14 protein-coding genes are annotated in these 17,605 nt (G+C 72.7%); 5 read left to right on the forward strand and 9 right to left on the reverse strand.

The genetic code is table 11. The annotated features are described in order from the left end of the window. Positions 1 to 176 precede the first annotated feature (176 nt). From H537_RS0133090 to H537_RS0133110, 5 genes are all read left to right on the forward strand, one after another. On the forward strand, positions 177 to 878 hold the full coding sequence (locus tag H537_RS0133090; protein WP_029001313.1) for a Crp/Fnr family transcriptional regulator: 702 nt from the start codon (positions 177 to 179) through the stop codon (positions 876 to 878). 91 nt (positions 879 to 969) lie between these two features. Then, entirely contained in the window at positions 970 to 1,161 is a 192-nt protein-coding gene (locus tag H537_RS0133095) for a YgaP family membrane protein (protein WP_029001314.1), read from the forward strand. 115 nt (positions 1,162 to 1,276) lie between these two features. Further along, positions 1,277 to 2,344 carry an alpha/beta fold hydrolase gene (locus tag H537_RS46920; RefSeq protein ID WP_084151132.1) on the forward strand — a complete coding sequence of 356 codons (1,068 nt, stop codon included), beginning with the start codon at positions 1,277 to 1,279 and terminating at the stop codon, positions 2,342 to 2,344. A 310-nt stretch (positions 2,345 to 2,654) separates the two neighbouring features. Continuing rightward, entirely contained in the window at positions 2,655 to 5,339 is a 2,685-nt protein-coding gene (locus H537_RS49960; protein ID WP_051244025.1) for a response regulator, read from the forward strand. 329 nt (positions 5,340 to 5,668) lie between these two features. Then, entirely contained in the window at positions 5,669 to 7,477 is a 1,809-nt protein-coding gene (locus tag H537_RS0133110) for a galactose oxidase early set domain-containing protein (protein ID WP_084151134.1), read from the forward strand. Positions 7,478 to 7,511: 34 nt separating this feature from the next. Here the strand turns inward: H537_RS0133110 and H537_RS0133115 are convergent, their stop codons facing one another. From H537_RS0133115 to H537_RS0133155, 9 genes are all read right to left on the reverse strand, one after another. Beyond that, positions 7,512 to 8,564, reverse strand: coding sequence for an MBL fold metallo-hydrolase (locus H537_RS0133115; RefSeq protein WP_029001316.1), 1,053 nt, complete (start codon positions 8,562 to 8,564; stop codon positions 7,512 to 7,514). Positions 8,565 to 8,568: 4 nt separating this feature from the next. Next, on the reverse strand, positions 8,569 to 9,228 hold the full coding sequence (locus H537_RS0133120; protein ID WP_029001317.1) for a peroxiredoxin: 660 nt from the start codon (positions 9,226 to 9,228) through the stop codon (positions 8,569 to 8,571). 491 nt (positions 9,229 to 9,719) lie between these two features. After that, on the reverse strand, positions 9,720 to 10,157 hold the full coding sequence (locus H537_RS0133125) for a hypothetical protein (protein ID WP_029001318.1): 438 nt from the start codon (positions 10,155 to 10,157) through the stop codon (positions 9,720 to 9,722). Between the two features lie 39 nt (positions 10,158 to 10,196). Next, the gene (locus tag H537_RS0133130; protein ID WP_029001319.1) at positions 10,197 to 13,301 is read right to left on the reverse strand and encodes an efflux RND transporter permease subunit; all 3,105 of its coding nucleotides are present in this window, start codon (positions 13,299 to 13,301) and stop codon (positions 10,197 to 10,199) included. Positions 13,302 to 13,314: 13 nt separating this feature from the next. Then, positions 13,315 to 14,496, reverse strand: coding sequence for an efflux RND transporter periplasmic adaptor subunit (locus H537_RS0133135; RefSeq protein WP_238446899.1), 1,182 nt, complete (start codon positions 14,494 to 14,496; stop codon positions 13,315 to 13,317). A 304-nt stretch (positions 14,497 to 14,800) separates the two neighbouring features. Then, complete coding sequence (locus tag H537_RS0133140; RefSeq protein ID WP_043461117.1) at positions 14,801 to 15,382, reverse strand: hypothetical protein; 582 nt, start codon at positions 15,380 to 15,382, stop codon at positions 14,801 to 14,803. Continuing rightward, positions 15,379 to 16,665, reverse strand: coding sequence for a TolC family protein (locus H537_RS46930; RefSeq protein WP_051244028.1), 1,287 nt, complete (start codon positions 16,663 to 16,665; stop codon positions 15,379 to 15,381). Before H537_RS46930 ends, H537_RS0133140 begins: the two co-directional genes overlap by 4 nt. A gap of 133 nt (positions 16,666 to 16,798) precedes the next feature. Beyond that, positions 16,799 to 17,275 carry a hypothetical protein gene (locus H537_RS0133150; RefSeq protein WP_029001322.1) on the reverse strand — a complete coding sequence of 159 codons (477 nt, stop codon included), beginning with the start codon at positions 17,273 to 17,275 and terminating at the stop codon, positions 16,799 to 16,801. A gap of 96 nt (positions 17,276 to 17,371) precedes the next feature. Further along, entirely contained in the window at positions 17,372 to 17,563 is a 192-nt protein-coding gene (locus H537_RS0133155; protein WP_029001323.1) for a heavy-metal-associated domain-containing protein, read from the reverse strand. Positions 17,564 to 17,605: the final 42 nt, after the last annotated feature.

Below are 17,605 nucleotides of genomic sequence, written 5' to 3' on the forward strand. Positions count from 1 at the left end.
GGCACGCGTGGTCGGGCGTCGCGAAACACGGTCCATGGCGTCCAGCAGGCTACGACGGATACCTGGCTGGGGGCTTGACATATGCCAAGGGTACTAAGCAACCCCGGTACGCCGCCATCGGTGCGAACCACTGTGGCATGGCCGGGCCGGCGCGGACCGCTGGTTACAGTGCCCGCATGGACGCCCTCCCCGCCGACGCCGCCTCCGCCGCGCTGCCGCTGCTGCAACGCATCGCCACGCTCTACCCGGAGCTGCCCGTGCCGCCGCAGGCCGTTGCCGGCGAAGCGCCGTATGCGCTGCCGGCGCCGGTGACGGTGCCCGCCGGCGTGGTGCTGTTCGAGGAGTCCTCGCCCTGCGGCGGCTTTCCGCTGGTGCTGCAGGGCGCGGTGCGCGTGGCGCGCGGCACCCCGGGCGGGCGCTCGATCGAGCTCTACCGCGTGGTGCCGGGCGAGATCTGCGTGGTGTCGGCGGCCTCGCTGTTCGGGCAGGCGCCCATGCCCGCGCACGGCATGACGGCCACGCCCACGGAGCTGGTGCTGCTGTCGCCGCCAGTGTTCGAGGCCTGGACCGCGCACGCACCTTTCCGCCGCCACGTGTTCGGGCTGTTCGCCGGGCGGCTGGCCGACGTCATCAGCCTGGCCGAGGCGGTGGCCTTCCAGCGCCTGGACCAGCGCCTGGCCGCGGCGCTGCTGGGCCGCGGCGCGGTGCTGTGCACCACGCACCAGCAGCTCGCCGACGAGCTCGGCACCGTGCGCGAGATCGTCACGCGGCTGCTGCGCCGCTTCGAGCGCGCCGGCTGGCTGGCCCTGGGGCGCGAGCGCATCGAGGTGCTGGACGCCGCCGGACTGCGCCGCACCGCCCAGGGACCGGCGGACTGAGCCTCGGTGACCGCGGTCACAGACCGCGACCCTCCTGCGGCGCGACAGTGGCGACCGTCCGGCACGGGGCCGGGTCGCAGGAGTAAAGGCAATGAGGACGAATGAAGGTGGCGTGGACCGCGCGCTGCGCGCGGTGGCCGGCGTGGCCCTGCTGGGGCTGACCGCCACGGGCGTGATCGGCAGCTGGGGCTGGATCGGCGTGGTGCCGCTGGCGACGGCAGCCATCGGCTGGTGCCCGCTCTACACGATGCTGGGCATCAACACCTGCGGGCTCAAGCGCTGAGCACGACCGGCGCCGCCGCGGCGCCATCGCGGCGCGATTTCTTTGTGCGTCGCAGCAAAACGGGAACGTCGGTTGCCGCACCGGGGGCCATGCAAGCCTTCCGAGGAGAACCGCGATGAGCATCGGCCAGACCGACCCCACCCGATCCAGATTTCTGCCCGGCCTGGTGGCCGCCGCCGCCGTGCTCGGCGTCTCCGCCCTGGTGACGCGCGCCATGGCGCGCAAGGCCGAGCGCGAGAACCCGCCGCAGGGCCAGTTTGTCAGCGTGGACGGCGTGCGGCTGCACTACACGGTGCACGGCGCCGCCGAGAACCCGCCGCTGGTGCTGCTGCACGGCAACGGCGCCTCGGCCACCGAGATGGAGATCAGCGGCCTGGTGGAGCTGGCGGCGCGGCACTTCCGGGTCTACGCCTTCGACCGCCCGGGTTACGGCCACAGCGAGCGCCCCACGCAGGGGCACAGCTACACGCCGGAGGCGCAGGCGCGGCTGTTCCTGCATGCGCTGCGCGAGCTGCAAGTGGAGCGGCCGATCGTGCTGGGCCACTCCTGGGGCTCGATGGTGGCCTTCGCCATGGGCCTGGCCGAGCCCCAGGCACTGCGCGCGCTGGTGCTGGTGTCGGGCTACTTCACGCCCAGCCTGCGGCTGGACTCGCCGCTGATGGGCGTGCCCGCGCTGCCGGTGCTGGGCACGCTGATGCGCCACACCATCTCGCCGCTGCTGAGCCGGGCGCTGTGGCCGCTGATGACGCGGCGCATCTTCGCGCCCAAGCCGGTCACCGAGGCCTTCAAGCGCGACTATCCGACCTGGATGTCGCTGCGCCCGCACACGCTGCGGGCCAGCGCGGCGGAGTCGGGAATGATGATCTGGGAGGGCATCAAGCAGCGCCGCCGCGAGAGCGAGCTGGCGGTGCCCACCGTCATCGTCGCCGGCGAGGCGGACCTGCTGGTGATCACGCGCTGGCAGTCGCAGCGCCTGCACAACCGGCTGCCGCAGAGCCGGCTGCGCCTGGTGCCCGGCGAAGGGCACATGGTCCACCACACCGCGACGCCGGCCGTGATGGAGGCCATCGCCGAGGCCTGGCACATGTCCGAGCCGCTGGTGACGACCTCCTCCTCGCTGGCCGAGGCGGCGCTGGCGCCGGTGCAGCCGCTGCACGGCACGCAGGCACAGCGGGCGGCCTAAGGCGGGACGCCGCCCTCGCACCGTACGGGTGGCCCCAGCCGGGCCCGGCCCCAACCCGATACCGGCCCGGGTGCTCCGGGTAAATCCGCAGTGCCCGCCGGACCACCCGCCGCGGCGCGGCAGGCGCAGCCGGGGCAGCCCCGCTAGAGTCGGGGGGCTGATGGTCCTGCCGGCGCCACCTTGGCGCCGGCACCCCCTGCCCGGATGTTGCGCAGTTCTCTTCATCTCAGCAGCCGCTCCCGGCCCCGGCCGGCCGGGTCCACGCACCGGTGGGCCCGCACCGCCCGTTCAGGCCGTCCCGGACGCCGCCATGCCTGACGCCGCCACGCTGTTTGCCGGCGCCGGCCTGGCGCGCGCCGAGTGCCGCGCCATCGACTGGAGCCGCACCCCGCTGGGCCCGGTCGAGCACTGGCCCGCCGCGCTGCAGTCCCTCGTCAGCGTGGCCCTGGCCGCACCGCTGGGCATGGCCGTGCTGTGGGGCCCGTCGCTGGTGCGCATCCACAACGACCGCTACCGCGAGCTGCTGGGCGCCGCCCACGCCGGCGGGCAAGGGCAGCCCGTGCGCGACGGCCCGCCGCCTGCCTGGCACGGGCAGGTGCCGGACTGCGAGGCCGTGCTGCGCCGGGGCGAGGCCCTCCGTCTGGAGCACCAGCGGCCGGTGCCGCAGCAAGACGGCGAGGCGGCGCAACGGCTCCTGTCCTTCACCTGCAGCCCCATCCCCCTGGGCGACCCGCACGGCGCCGCGGTCGGCGGCGTGCTGGTGACGGTGGCCGAATCTCCCGGGCGGGACGCGCGCGCGGCGATGGCCCAGGCGCCGCGGGAGCCCGACGGCAGCGCGGCGGAGCCGCCTGACACCGACGTCACGGAGCAGGTGCAGCGGCGGCGCCAGGCCGAGGCCGCGCTGGACCGCAGCCCGGAGCGCTTCCAGCGGCTGGCGCAGGCGCTGGAGCGGCTGGCGGGCGCCGCCACGCGCGAGCAGCTGCTGCAGGTGCTGCTGGACTCCGCCCGCAGCCTCTCGGGCGCCGACGGCGTCGCGCTGGTGCTGCGCGACGGGCCGCAGTGCTGGTACGTGGGCGAGGACTCGCCGGCCGGAACGCTGTGGACCGGCAAGCGCTTTCCGATCGAGGCCTGCGTCTCGGGCTGGTCCATGTTGCACCGGCGGACCGTGGTCATCCCCGACGTGTACGCGGACCAGCACGTCCCGCACGCGCTGTACGCACCCACCTTCGTGCGAGGGCTGGCGATGGTGCCGGTCGGACAGGACGAGCCCGTCGCCGCGCTGGGCGCCTACTGGGCGACGGTGCACCCCGCCGGCTCCGAGGAGCTGGCCGTGCTGGAAGCGCTGGCCCGCGCCACCGGCGCGGCGCTGGCGCTGCGCGAGGCCGTGGAGCAGCGGCTGGACAGCGAGGCCCGGCTGCGCGTGGCGCTGGAAGCGGCGTGCATGGACGCCTTCGAGTACGCGCCGGCCGCCGGCCAGGTACGGCGCAGCGGCAGCCTGTACCCGCTGCTCGGCCTCGGCCCGCAGGGGACGGCCGGCGAGTTCTTCGCGCTGCTGCACCCGGAGGACCGCGCCGCGCTGCTGGCGCGCATCCAGGCGCTCACGCCCGCGCACCCGGCCTACGTCGCCGAGTACCGGTGCCGGGGCATCGACGGGCGCTGGCACTGGCTCGTGGACCACGCCCGCATGAGCTTCTCGCCCGACGGCCAGCCGCTGCGCCTCATCGGCGTGAACATGGACATCACCGAGCGCAAGCAAGCCGAGCAGGCGCTGCACGCCCTCAACGCCACGCTGGAGCAGCGCGTGCGCGAGCGCACCGCCGAGCTGTCCGCCGCGCGCGACGCGGCCGACGCCGCCAGCCGGGCCAAGAGCGCCTTCCTGGCCAACATGAGCCACGAGATCCGCACGCCCATGAACGCCATCCTGGGCTTGACGCACCTGCTCGCTTGCGACCAGCCCACGCCGCAGCAAGCCGAGCGGCTGGGCCACGTCGAGGGCGCAGCACGGCACCTGCTGGGCGTGATCAACGACATCCTTGACCTCTCCCGCATCGAGGCCGGCAAGCTGCAGCTGGAGGAACGCGACTTCGAGCTGCCCGCGCTGCTGGATCAGGTGCGCTCCATCGTCAACGACGCCGCCACGGCCAAGGGGCTGCGCGTGGAGACCGAGGCTGGTGCGGCGCCGGCGGCGCTGCGCGGCGACGAGACGCGCGTGCGCCAGGCGCTGCTGAACTACGCGGGCAACGCGGTGAAGTTCACCGCCGCCGGCCGCGTCGTGCTGCGCGCGCGGCTGCTGCACGAGCACGGTGACGAGCTGCTGCTGCGCTTCGAGGTGCAGGACAGCGGCGCAGGCATCGACCCGCAGCAGGTGGCGCGGCTGTTCGAGGCCTTCGAGCAGGCCGACAGCTCCACCACGCGCGAGCACGGCGGCACGGGGCTGGGACTGGCGATCACGCGGCGCCTGGCGGAGCTGATGGGCGGCAGCGCGGGGGCTGAAGTCCTGAGCGGCGGCAGCCTGTTCTGGTTCACGGCCCGGCTGCGGCGCGGCCAGCGCCCACCGCCGCCGGCCGTGCTGTCCGAGCGGGCCGACGCCGAGCTGCGCCGCCGCCACGCCGGGGCCCGGCTGCTGGTGGCGGAGGACAACGTCATCAACCGCGAGGTGGCGCTGGCGCTGCTGCGCGCGGTGGGACTGGAAGTGGACTTCGCCGAGGACGGGCACGCGGCCGTTGAGATGGCGCGGTGCCGGGACCATGCCCTGGTGCTGATGGACATGCACATGCCCGGCCTGGACGGCCTGCAGGCCACGCGGACGCTGCGCGCGCTGCCGGCACTGCGCACGTTGCCCATCCTGGCCATGACCGCCAACGCCTTCGACGAGGACCGTGCCGCCTGCCTGGCCGCGGGCATGGACGACTTCGTCTCCAAGCCCGTGGAGCCCCAGGCGCTGTACGCCACGCTGTTGAAGTGGCTGGACCACGGGGCGGGCGATCCCCAGTGAGCGCGGCCGGCGCCCGCCTTCTCCGGGCTGCGCCGGCCCCCTACCACGCCCTGACGCCCCAAAAGGCCCTCTTCGGGTTTTGGGTAACCAAGGGCATCCCGGCTCGGTTCAATCCCGCTTTCATATCCTGAAAATTACCCAGGCCTCGAGATATTCGAGACCCGGGAATACGCGTCGGTTACTTACCGGGAGAATCAAGCTTCACATGCGGCCACAAGGCCCCCTCGAATCGGGGGGTACTGGATAGTTTAATTACTACGCATGGTGCGCTCCGAGCACTACCTTGAAAAAGGCGGTCGGTATTTTTTTCCTATTTGGAGTTGCACCCTATGCTGGACGTCAAACCCTGCCCTAAACCCGTGGCCGAATTTCCACGCCATGCGCTGTCGATCATTTTCGCGTGCGCGCTGGCGGCGTGCGGTGGGGGCCAGGGCAACTCCGCGTCCGGCGGTGCCGGCCGCTCGGCCGTGGCGTCGCTGCCCACGTCCGCGGACGTGGAGATGGGCGAGGACGACCGCGAGGCGCCAGTGGACTTCGGCGCCGGCCCGGTGGGCGCGTCCGGCGCCGTCACCGAGACACTGAAGCAGCTCAGCGCCGACGGTGCGCTCGCCGGCGCGCTGGCGGACATCAACAAGCCCGTGCTGCCGGCGCCCGCGGCCTACACGGCCGGGGTGTTCGGCCCGGCCTTCGCCTGGCCGGTGATGCCGATCCACATGGTGCTGCTGCCCGATGGCCGGGTGCTGGGCTACGGCACCGACGACCTGGGCGTGCAGGGCGCCGCGCTGCACTACGCCGTGTGGGACCCGGGCTGGGACCCGGCCGTGCCGGGGGCGGACATCTCGCCGTTCCAGCTGCTGCCCAACGTCACCGGGACGGACATCTTCTGCGGCACGCAGCTGGTGCTGCCCTCGTCGGGCGAGGTGCTGCTCGCCGGCGGCGACCGCCCGGTCAACGGCAAGCGCAACTACGCCGTGGCGGACGTGAACATCTTCAACCCGGCCGACAACTCGATACGCCGCGACGCAGTGCCGATGAACTACCGCCGCTGGTATGGCACGGCCGTGACCACGGCGACGGGCGAGGTGGTGGTGATGGGCGGCCGGGACGACCGCGACTTTCCAGGCGTCGGCCTTATCCCGCCCACCGTCGCGACTTATTCCTCGACGCCTGAAATCTTCACGCCGGGCCTGGGCTGGCGCAGCCTGACCACGGCGCAAAGCGACGAGGCCTTCGGCGAGGTTCGCGGCAACTGGTGGTATCCGGAATCATGGCTGGCGCCGGACGGGCGCATTTGGACCATCACCAACGACGGCTTTATTTACGCCCTCGACCCGGCCGGTACCGGCACGCTGACCAAATTCGACGCCAAGGTCCAGGGCACGAACTGGAACACCCTTTCGCTGATGTACGCACCGGGGAAAATTCTCTCGGTGCGCGACACCACCTCGGTGGCGCTGGTGGATATTCAGAGCGGATTGCCGGCCGTCACGCCCGGGGCGCCGCTGAGCACGGCGCGCAAATGGGGTTTCGGCACGGTGCTGGCGGACGGCACGGTGTGGCTCAACGGCGGCTCGGTGGATGCCAACACCCTGGCGGACGCGGTGTACACGAGCGAGCTGTTCGACCCGGCCACCGGCCAGTGGACCCCGACGGCCTCGGCGACGAAGGCGCGCATGTACCACAGCAGCTCGCTGCTGCTGCCCAGCGGCGCGGTGCTCACGGGCGGCGGCGGCTCGCCGGGCCCGGTGCGCAACCTCAACGCGGAGCTGTACTACCCGCCCTACCTGTTCAACCCGGACGGCAGCGAGGCGGCGCGGCCGGTGATCGGCGACGTGGCGCCCGCGGCCTTCACCTGGTCCAGCGCCTTCACGGTGGCGCTGGCGAGCCCGTCAACCGTCGAGCGGGTGATGCTGGTGCGCACGGGCTCCGCGACGCACTCCTTCAACAACGAGCAGCGCGCCCTGGCGCTGCCCTTCACGCAAGTGGACGGCCAGACGCTGAGCGTCACCGCCCCGGCCAGCGCCACCGAGATGCCTCCGGGCTACTACATGCTGTTCGTGCTGCAGCGCAATGCGCTGGCGCCGGAGGGGCAGGTGAGGCTGGTGCCGTCGGTGGCGAAGGTGGTGAAGTTGGGGTGAGCGGCCCGGGGCTGGGAAGCCCCGCCCGCCGTGTTCAGCCCGGCGCTGGTGTGTCGCCGCCGCCTTGCAGCGGATAGCCCGCCTCGCGCCAGGCCTTGATGCCGCCGTCCAGCGCCACGGCGCGCATGAAGCCCATCTCGCGCAGCGTGGCCGCGGCCAGCGTGGAAATGCGGCCAAACTCGCAGCAGGTGATGATGCGACGGGTCGGGTCGGGCAGCTCCTCGTTGACGCGCAGCTCCAGCTGACCGCGCGGCAGGTGGCGCGCCCCGGCCACATGGCCGGCCATGAATGCCTCACGCTCGCGCACGTCCAGCACGATCAGGTCCGTGTCACCGCGCGTACTGCGTTCCAGCAGCTCGTCCAGCGACATGAACGGCACCCTGGCTGCCGCCTCCGCCAGCATCTGTGCCACCGTCTTGCCGCCAGAGAGATTGGTGCGCAGCGCCTCCGTCACATGCGTGGGCATGCTCAAGTTGAGGCCGTGCATCAGCGCCACGAAGTCCTCGCGCTCGCGGTGCTGCAGCCGAGGGTTGGAGGCAAGCTCCTCGCCGATGGTCGAGTGGTCGCGGCCCTTGTACTCGTGCGCCGGATGCACCTGCAACGCCGGGTCCAGCTTGAGCAGGCGCCCGAACAGACTGTCGTACAGGGCATGGGCATCGCCGGTGGGCAGGTCCGTTCTACCCGTGCCGCCGATGAGCAGCGTGTCGCCGGTGAAGACACGGTCCTCCACCACCAGGCACATCGAGTCCCGGGTGTGGCCGGGCGTGTGCAGCACGCGCATGCGCAGCTTGCCCACCACCAGCATCTCGCCGTCGTCCACCCGCATGTCCACGCCCGGGGCCGGGCTGGCACGGTGCATCACCGTGGGCACGCCCAGCGCGCGCGCGAGCTGGCGCGTGGCGGAGAAGTGGTCGGCGTGGGTATGGGTGTCGATCACGTACCGCACGCGCAGCCCGTCGCGCGCCGCCAGCGCCAGGTAGCGGTCCACCTGGCTCACTTCGGGGTCGATCAGCACCGCGGCGCAGGAGTCGCCACAGCCCACGAGATAGGACCGGCAGCCGCCGGTCGTGACTTGTTCGAAGATCACGGCATCACTTCGGTTGCGGAACCACGCGCAGGTAGGGCTTGGCCGCCTTCCAGCCGCCCGGGAACAGCGCCCTGGCGTCGTCGTCGCTGACCGAGGCGGCGATGATCACATCCTCCCCATGCTTCCAGTTCACCGGCGTGGCGACCTTGTGCTTGGCGGTCAGCTGGATCGAGTCCAGCACGCGCAGGATCTCGTCGAAGTTGCGGCCGCTGGTCATCGGGTAGGTCATCATCATCTTGATGCGCTTGTCCGGACCGATGATGAACACTGAGCGCACGGTGGCGTTGGTGGCTGCGGTGCGGCTCTCGGAAGTGCCGGGCTCTTCGGCCGGCAGCATGTTGTAGAGCTTGGCGACGTTGAGGTCGGTGTCGCCGATCATCGGGTACTTCGGGCGGTGACCCTGGGTCTGCTCGATGTCGTCGCACCAGCGCTCGTGGTGCTCCACAGGGTCGATGGACAGGCCGATGAGCTTCGCGCCGCGGCGGCTGAACTCCGGCTCGATCTTGGCCATGTAGCCCAGCTCCGTGGTGCATACCGGCGTGAAGTCCTTGGGGTGCGAGAACAAGACCGCCCAGTCGCTGCCGATCCACTCGTGGAAGCGGATCGGGCCCTGGGTGGTCTGGGCCGTGAAGTCTGGGGCGATGTCGTTGATGCGCAGGCTCACGAAGCTTCTCCTCTGGCGGTAAGCAGAGGCGGGCATTGTTCTCCCGTGCGCCATGCCTTGCCAAGCGCGTGCCGGTGAGCATCGGCAACGAGGCTCGGGCGCATGGGCAGCCCGGAGGCCGCCTTGGCGCAACAGACCCTGGACCCGCTGAACCCAACGGTTGAGGTCGTGGGTCGAGAGAAGCGCCTGGGCAGCACCAATGCAACGTGCAGCTTCGCAGGCCGTGACGGGGTGGTGGGCGACCGAGGCAACCGTCCACCCATTACCTTGTCAACGATTTCCGTGTCAGGCCGCGCTGCACGACGCGGCAGGTGCGCGTGGGCCACACACGCCCTGATGAAGCCAACGCCGCCGGCTCGGGCAACCGCACTTGGCGCCTCGATCCTCACTCTTCCCTGCTCCCGCTTCGCGGGCGAGGGGATGGAGGCCGCCGGGGTTCTCGGGAGCGTGCCGTTGACCTGCGCCGAAAGGCACTCCGCCGCGGGACGGGCTCAGTGGCTGTGCCCGGCCGTCGCCGCAAACGGCTCGAACCTCGCCTGCGCCGCCGGCTGCCCGGCCACCGTCGCCGACACGATCGCCTTCAGACCGGGCTGCGGCACGTAGGCGCCGCTGCCCTTGAGCAGGTTCTCGCCCGCGGGCTGCAGCGCGATGGTGGTCTTCTGGCCACCGGACAGCAGCGTGACGCTGCCGCTGGCGCCCTGCGTCGGCACCTTGGCACCGGCGTGGTCCGTGACGTACACGGCCACCGGCAGCGCGTCGCCCTTGGCGCCCAGCGCGGCCACGACCAGCTCGTAGTGGTGGATGCCCGCGGCGCGCAGCTGGCCGCCGTGGGGCGCCTTCACCGCGTCCAGCGTGGCGTCGTCGTGCGCCAGGGCAGCGCCGCCAACACTCAGCATCACGGCGGCGATCAGGGCATGGAGGGCTTTCATGGGATTCTCCTTTCAAGGTCGGGAACAAAAGGGTTGAGCTCAGAAGCTCTGGGTGGCCCGGGTTTCGAGCAGGCGCCGGGTCGGGCCTTCGCCCCAGCGCCGATACATCAGGGGAGTGAGCAGCGTGTCCAGCAGCGTGGAGCTCACCAGGCCGCCGAAGATCACGACGGCCACGGGGTGCAGCACCTCCTTGCCCGGCGCGTCGGCGGCCAGCAGCAAGGGGGTCAGGGCGAAGGCGGCCACCAGCGCCGTCATCAGCACGGGCGTCAGCCGCTCCAGTGAGCCGCGCACGACCATCGCGTCGCCGAAGCGCTCGCCCTCGAAGGCGCACAAGTTGACGTAGTGGCTGATCTTCAGGATGCCGTTGCGCGTGGCGATGCCCGTGAGCGTGATGAAGCCCACCAGCGCCGCCACCGACAGCGGCTGGCCCGAGATCCACAGCGCCACCACGCTGCCCACCAGCGCCAGCGGGATGTTGCCCATCACGATCAGCGCCAGCACCGCGGAGCGGTAGCGCGCGTAGAGCACGCCGAACACGAGCGCGAGCGAGACACCCGCCAGCAGCGCGATCAGCCGCGAGGCTTCCTCCTGCGCCTGGAACTGGCCCTCCAGCGCCGTGAAATAGCCCGCGGGCAAAGGCGTCGCGGCGACGGCCGCGCGGATGTCCGCCACCACCGCGGAGAGCTCGCGCCCGGCCGCGTTGGCCGAGACCACGATGCGCCGGCGCGCGTTCTCGCGCCCGATCTGGTTCGGGCCCTCGCCCTCCTCCACTTGCGCCAGCGCCGACAGCGGCACGTGCCCGCCGGGCGTCTCGATCAGCAGCGCGCGCAGCGCCTGCGGGCCGCGCATCTCGTCCGGCAGCCGCACCAGCAGGTCGATGCGCCGCGGCCCTTCCACCAGCTGCGTGATGCGCTCGCCCTCGATCAGCTGCTCCAGGCCACGCAGCACCGCGCCGGGCGCCACGCCGTGGCGCGCCGCGGCGTCGTAGTCCAGCCGGATCTTGAGCTGCGGAATCAGCACCTGCTTCTCGACCTGCAGGTCCGCCACACCGGGGATGGACGCCAGCCGGCCCTGCAAGCCCTCGGCCAGGCCGCGCAGCGTGTCCAGGTCGTCGCCGTAGACCTTGAGCGCGATCTGCGCCCGCACGCCGGAGAGCAGGTGGTCCAGCCGGTGCGAGATCGGCTGCCCGATGCTCACCGAGGCCGGCAGCACCCCCAGCCGTGCGCGCAGTTCCTGCACCACCGCCTCGCGCGGACGCTCGGAGGCGTGCAGGTCCACGTCCATCTCGGTGTAGTGCACCCCTTCCGCATGCTCGTCCAGCTCGGCGCGGCCGGTGCGCCGGCCCACGCGCACCACTTCCGGCACCTGCAGTGCCAGCTCCTCGGCCAGCGTGCCGATGCGGTTCGACGCCTCCAGCGAGGTGCCGGGATTGAGCAGCACGTTCACGGTCAGCGTGCCCTCGTTGAAGGGCGGCAGGAAGCTGCGCGGGAACTGCGTCGCCGCGAGCGCCGCCAGCCCCACCGCCAGCACCGCGCCGGCCAGCAGGGCCTGGTCGTGCCTGAAGGACCAGTGCAGCAGCCGCGCGTCCCAGGCTTTCAGCCGGCGCACCAGCGGGCTGTCGCCGTGCTCCAGCCGCTTCATGCGCGGCAGCAAGTAAAAACACAGCACCGGCGTGACGGTGGTGGCGACCAGCATCGAGGCCAGGATCGAGACGATGTAGGCCACGCCCAGCGGCGTGAACAGCCGGCCCTCGATGCCCGGCAGCGCGAACAGCGGGATGAACACCAGCACCACGATGGCCGTGGCATAGACCACGCCGGAGCGCACCTCCTTGGAGGCGTCCGCCACCACCTCCAGCACCGGCCGCGGCTGGGCCAGGGCGCGGTTCTCGCGCAGGCGGCGCAGCACGTTCTCCACGTCCACCACCGCGTCGTCGACCAGCTCGCCGATGGCGATGGCCAGGCCGCCGAGGGTCATGGTGTTGATGGACAAGCCGAACCAGCGGAACACCACCGCCGTGATCAGCAGCGACAGCGGGATGGCGGTGAGCGAGATCAGCGTCGTGCGCCCGTTGAGCAGGAAGGCGAACAGCACGATCGCCACCATCAGCGCGCCGTCGCGCAGCGCCTCGGCCACGTTGCCGATGGAGCGCTCGATGAAGTCCGCCTGCCGGAACAGGAATTCCGGCGCCGCCATGCCCGCCGGGCGGCTGCGGCCCAGCTCGTCCATGGCGGCCTCCACCGCGCGCGTGAGCCGCACGCTGTCGGCGTCGGGCTGCTTCTGCACGGACAGGATCACGGCCGGCTTCGCGCCGTAGCTGCCGTCGCCGCGCTTGACGGCCGGCGCCACCTGCACCGCGGCGAGCTGGCGCAGCAGCACGGGCTGGCCGTCCTTGACCGCGACGACGAGGTTGCGCAGCGCCTCCACGTCGGTGCTGCGGCCGATCTGGCGGATCAGCAGCTCGCGCCCCTGTGCCTCCAGGAAGCCGCCGCTGGTGTTGGCGCCGAAGTCGCGCAGCGCGCGGTCCAGGTCCTCGCGCGCCACGCCCAGCGCGCGCAGCTGCGCCGGGTCGGGCTCGACGCGGAACTGCCGCACCTGCCCGCCGATGCTCACCACCTGCGCCACGCCGGGCAGCGTCAGCAGGCGCGGACGCACCACGGTGTCGGCGTAGTCGCGCACCGCCATCGGGCTGACCTTGCCGGGGTCGGCCGGCAGCGCCAGCAGCAGCACCTCGCCCATGATCGAGGCGATGGGCCCCAGCTGCGGCACCACGCCCGGCGGCAGCTGCTCGCGCACCAGGTTCAGCCGCTCGTTGACCAGCTGGCGGTTGCGGTGGATGTCGCTGCCCCACTCGAACTCCACGTACACCACCGAGAGGCCAATGCCCGAGGTCGAGCGCACGCGCGTGACGCCCGGCATGCCGTTCATGCTGGCCTCGACGGGGAAGGTGACGAGCTGCTCCACCTCCTCCGGCGCCATGCCGCCAGCCTCGGTCATGAGCGTGACGGTGGGCTTGTCGAGCGCGGGGAACACGTCCACCGGCATGCGCTGCAGGCTCAGCAGCCCGTAGGCCACCAGCAGCAGCGCCGCGCCCAGCACGAACAGGCGCTGGCGCAGGCTGAAATGGATCAGGCGATCGAACATCGTCCGCGTCCTTTCAGCGCACCTGCGACAACAGCGCCGCGCCCGAGGTGACGACGCGCTCACCTGGCTTCAGGCCCTCGCGCACGGCCACGCTGTCCGCGCCCAGCGGTTCACCGCGCACGCGGCGCGGCTCGAAGCGCTCAGGATCGGCATGCACCCAGACGATGCTTTCGCCGGCCCCGTTGCGCGTGAGGGCGGCCGTGGGCAGCGCCGCGCCGGGCGCCTCGCCGCGCGTGCGCACCGTCACCTTCACCGGCTGGCCCACGGCCAGCGCGGCGGCGCCGTCCAGCACGCGAAAGCGCATCGGCAGCGCCTGCTCGCGCAGCAGCCGGCCGGCGCCGGCGGGCTGCAGCTTCAACACGCTGCCGCCGGCCTGGCCCTCGGCGGAAACCACCTTGGCGGGCAGCGCCAGGTCGTAGGCCGGGGCTTCCACCGCCAGCCGGGTGGGATCGACCACCTCGAACAGCAGCGCCTTGGCGTCCACCACCTCGCCGGCCACCACCTCGACGGCACTGAGCACGCCGTCCACCGGTGCGGCGAGCGGCTGCGGCGCGTCCAGGCTGGCGGCCAGCGCAGCCTGGCGCTGCTTCAGCGCCCGCACTTCGACACGCGCCGACTCCATCTCCTTGGCCGGGACGGAGCCTTCGAGCTGCTCCAGGCGGGCGATGCGGCGCTCGGCCAGCGCCACCTGGGCGCCCAGTTCGGCCTGCTGCGCCAGGCGGTCGCCGCGCTCCAGCGAGCTGGCGGCGGGCTTGAGCCAGGCGACGACCTCGCCCTTGCGCACCTTTTGGCCCAGCACCGGGAAGGCTTTACCCGCAGGCACGACGGTGCCCGGCTGCGTAGCCTGGATGCGCCCGCCGCTGCCGGGCTCGACCACGACGCGGCCGTTGAGCTCCACGCCCGCGCTCAGCGGCGCGATGGCCACGGGCTGTGTGCGCACGGCCAAGAGCCGCTGCACGTGCTTGGGCACGAACAGCGAGCCGTCGGGCAGCCGCGCGGAGGCTTCCAGGCTGGCGGCGCCGGCGGGCGCGGCGCTGTCGGGGCGGGCTGCGGCCGGGCCGGCGGCGGGGGCCGTGGGTTTGGATTGCTCGTGGGCGTGGTCCTCGCCGCCGTGGGCGTGGGCGAGGGGGAGCGCGGTGGCGAGGACCAGGAACAGGGTGATGAAGGGAAGCCGAGGCTGTGCAGGACGAAGCACGGCCGGCCGCCCTTCCATTCCGTCATTACCGCGAAGGCGGGAATCCAGGCGGCTCCACATCAGCCCGAAGCCTGGGTACTGCGAACCGAAAAGCAAGCCCCGGCGTTCACCCCGATCTGCTTGCGGCGGCTTGGGGGCCGCCTGGATTCCCGCCTTCGCGGGAATGACGAAGTAGTTGGCGGGACGACTCAGCTCTCGGCATGACGGAACAGTGCGTGCAGCACCTCGGCTGACGGGAACCGCGAGAACGCCATTGCCCCGGACAAAACGGGCCTCTTGTTGATTCATAGCCACCCCTCGCTCCTCACCGCCGCGCCGCCGAGGCACGCCGCCGCAGCGCCGACATCCCCGCCATCGCCACCGCCATCCCCGCGGCGCCAAGCGCCATCCAGCCCAGCGGCCCGCCCCACGCGGCACGCGGCGAGGTTTCACTCGCCACCGCGGCGGCGCCTTGGCCAGCGCCCTGGCCGGCGCCCTCCGCCCGCGCCACCACCAGCGGCGCCCCCAGCAGGTCCATGTCGCTGCCCGCCTGCACCGTGAAGGTCAGCGGATGCGAGCCCGCCGCCGGCACCTGGGCCAGCTTCAGCTCGTAGACGCCGGGCGAGACCTCGGCGGCCTTGCCGTTGGCGCCCGCGCCTTCCACCTCCACCACGGCGCCTTCCACCGGCGCGTTGGTGGGCGTGGCGTCGAGCCACAGCAGCAGCCGGCCGCCGGGCTCCAGCACGCCGACCAGCTCGAACAGCTCCGAATGCGCCGTGACGCGCGGCAGCAGCGGCCGGGCGTTGACCACCGCCGGCGGGCCGTGGTCCTCGCCGCCATGGGCGCGCACGGCCTCCGTGCACAGGCCCAGCAGCAGGGCCAGGGCGAAGATGAGGAATCGGTTCATGGCAGCACTCCAAGGGCTTGCTGCAGGCGCGAGACGGCCGCCTGGCGCGCCACCTCCAGCCGGCGCTGGTCCGCCTGCGCGTCGAAGGCGGCGGCGCGGGCGCGCAGCAGCGTGGGCAGGTCGCTCTCGCCCAAAGAAAAGGATTTGTTGATCAGCGCCAGCGTGTCGGCCGTGAGCGCGGCGCGCCGCGCGGCCAGGGCGGCCTTGGCGTCCACCGTGTCGCGCTCGCGCTGCGCGGCGTCGATCTCCAGCGCCAGCTGCGCCTGCAGCTGCGCCTCGCCGGCCTGGGCTTCGAGCAGGTCGGCGCGCACTTCGGCGCTGTCGCGCAGCCGCCGCGGCGCGGAGGCCAGCGGCAGCGTCAGTCGCAGGCCGACGGCGTTGGCGTAGGTTTCATTGGCATCGCTGCGCTCCCGCACCAGCCGCAGCGCGACCTCGGGCGTCTCGCGCGTGCTGCGCTCCACGAGCTGCAGCCGCGCCAACGCCAGCCGCACCGCGGCGGCGGCCGCGGCCAGGCGCGGGTGCGTGGCCGGGCGATCCTCCACGGCAACGGGCCCTTCGGCGCGCAGCGCGGCGGGGGCCGGCGCGCCGGTGAGCGCGCGCAGGCGGTCGGCGGCCAGGCGTTCAAGCAGCAGGGCGTCGGCCAGCGCGGCCTCGTTGCCCTGGGTCTCGGCGGCGGCGACGTTGGCGTCGGTGCGGGCCAGCTCGCCGGCGCGCTGGCGGCGCTCCACGTCGGCCTGCAGCGCGCGGGCGGAGTCCAGCCGGCTGCGCTGCAGCGCAACGTCCTCGCGCGCCAGCGCCAGCGCCCACCAGGCCTCGCGCAGCTCGCCGGCGAGCTGCAGCCGGCGCGCGAGGGTGTCGTCCTCCAGCCCCTGGAGCTGCGCCGAGGCCAGCGACTGCTGCACGCCGCGCTGACCGGGCAGCCACAGCGGCACGCCGATCTCGGCCTCCAGCTCGCGGCGCCCGGCGCGGCGGTTCAGGCGGTCATCCAGCGCGCTCAGGCCGATGCGCGGCGCGCCGGCGGACAGGTTGCGCGCCAGCGCCGCGGCGGCCTGCGCCTGCTCGGCGCGCGCCGGCAGCGCCTGGCCCGCGGGCGAGCGCGCCCAGGCCAGCGCCAGCGCGGCCTGCAGGCTGTCCGGCGCGCCGGCCGGCGCAAGGCTGCTGCCGGCGCCGGACCAGGGACTGCCGGCAGGTGCCGGTACGACTGGTGTGGCCGGCGTGGGCGCGTCGGCGGCGTGTGCGGCCAGGACGGCCGCGAGCCCTGCCGACACGATCAGATGCTTCATCAAGGCTTCCTCGACAACGATGCGGATGCATGGCGTATGCGGAAGAAGCGGCGGGCGCCGAGACCGCGCTGCCCTGTTCAGGCAGCGGCCTCGTCGAAGACCGGAATTCGGGTGGGAAGACCTGGCCGCCGCTTCAAGCGGCGAGGCCTATGGGCGGCCGTTGCAGCCGTTGCGGCGGCACCGAGCTGAAGCGCGCACCCTCGGCGGGGCTGAGCTGGCTGGGGAGTTTCAGTGCCGGCAGGCCGGTGTCGAAGCCCGCGGCCAGCGGCGGGGAATGCAGGCTCATGCAGGCGGCGGAGCCGCTGCACGGGTCCTGGCTGGCGCTCGCCGGGCCGCCATCGCCGGGACCGTGCCCGGCCGGCGGTGCGGCGTCGTGGTGGGCGTGATGCTCGTGCGCCGGCGCGTGCGCGTCGGCATGGCCGGCGTGGTGCCCGTCGTGGCCCGCCAGCGCCTCGTGGTGGCCGGCATGGGCCTCATGGGCCGCGGCCAGCGCCATCACGGCCGCCTTGTCCTGCAGGCTCACGTGCCCGCGGCACGGCATGGCCACCAGCGCCCACGCCGACTGGATCGGCAGCAGGAGCATCAGGACGATGGCGATGAAGCGGCGCACGGGAAAGCGAAAAACGATGGGCGGGGACAGTGGCGAGTTTAGGCGCTGTGGCGGCAAGGCCGGCCTGAGCAAGGGTCAAGCCGGCCGTGGCACCTGTCACGCCGGGTCGTAGCCCGCGTCGGCCAGCGCCCGGGCCAGGGCTTCGCGATCGGCCGCGCCCTCGACCTGCACCTTGTGGCTGGGCAGGTCGATCTGCACGCGCGCCTGCGGTGCCACGGCCTGCAGCGCCTGGGTGACGGCGCCGACGCAGTGGCCGCAGGTCATGGTGGGGAGGGTGAACTCGATCATGGTGGCTCCTCGTGGTGGGCAAGTGAAAGCAGTCTGGACCTT

The organism is Azohydromonas australica DSM 1124, assembly GCF_000430725.1.
GTDB classification, from domain to species: Bacteria; Pseudomonadota; Gammaproteobacteria; order Burkholderiales; family Burkholderiaceae_C; genus Azohydromonas; species Azohydromonas australica.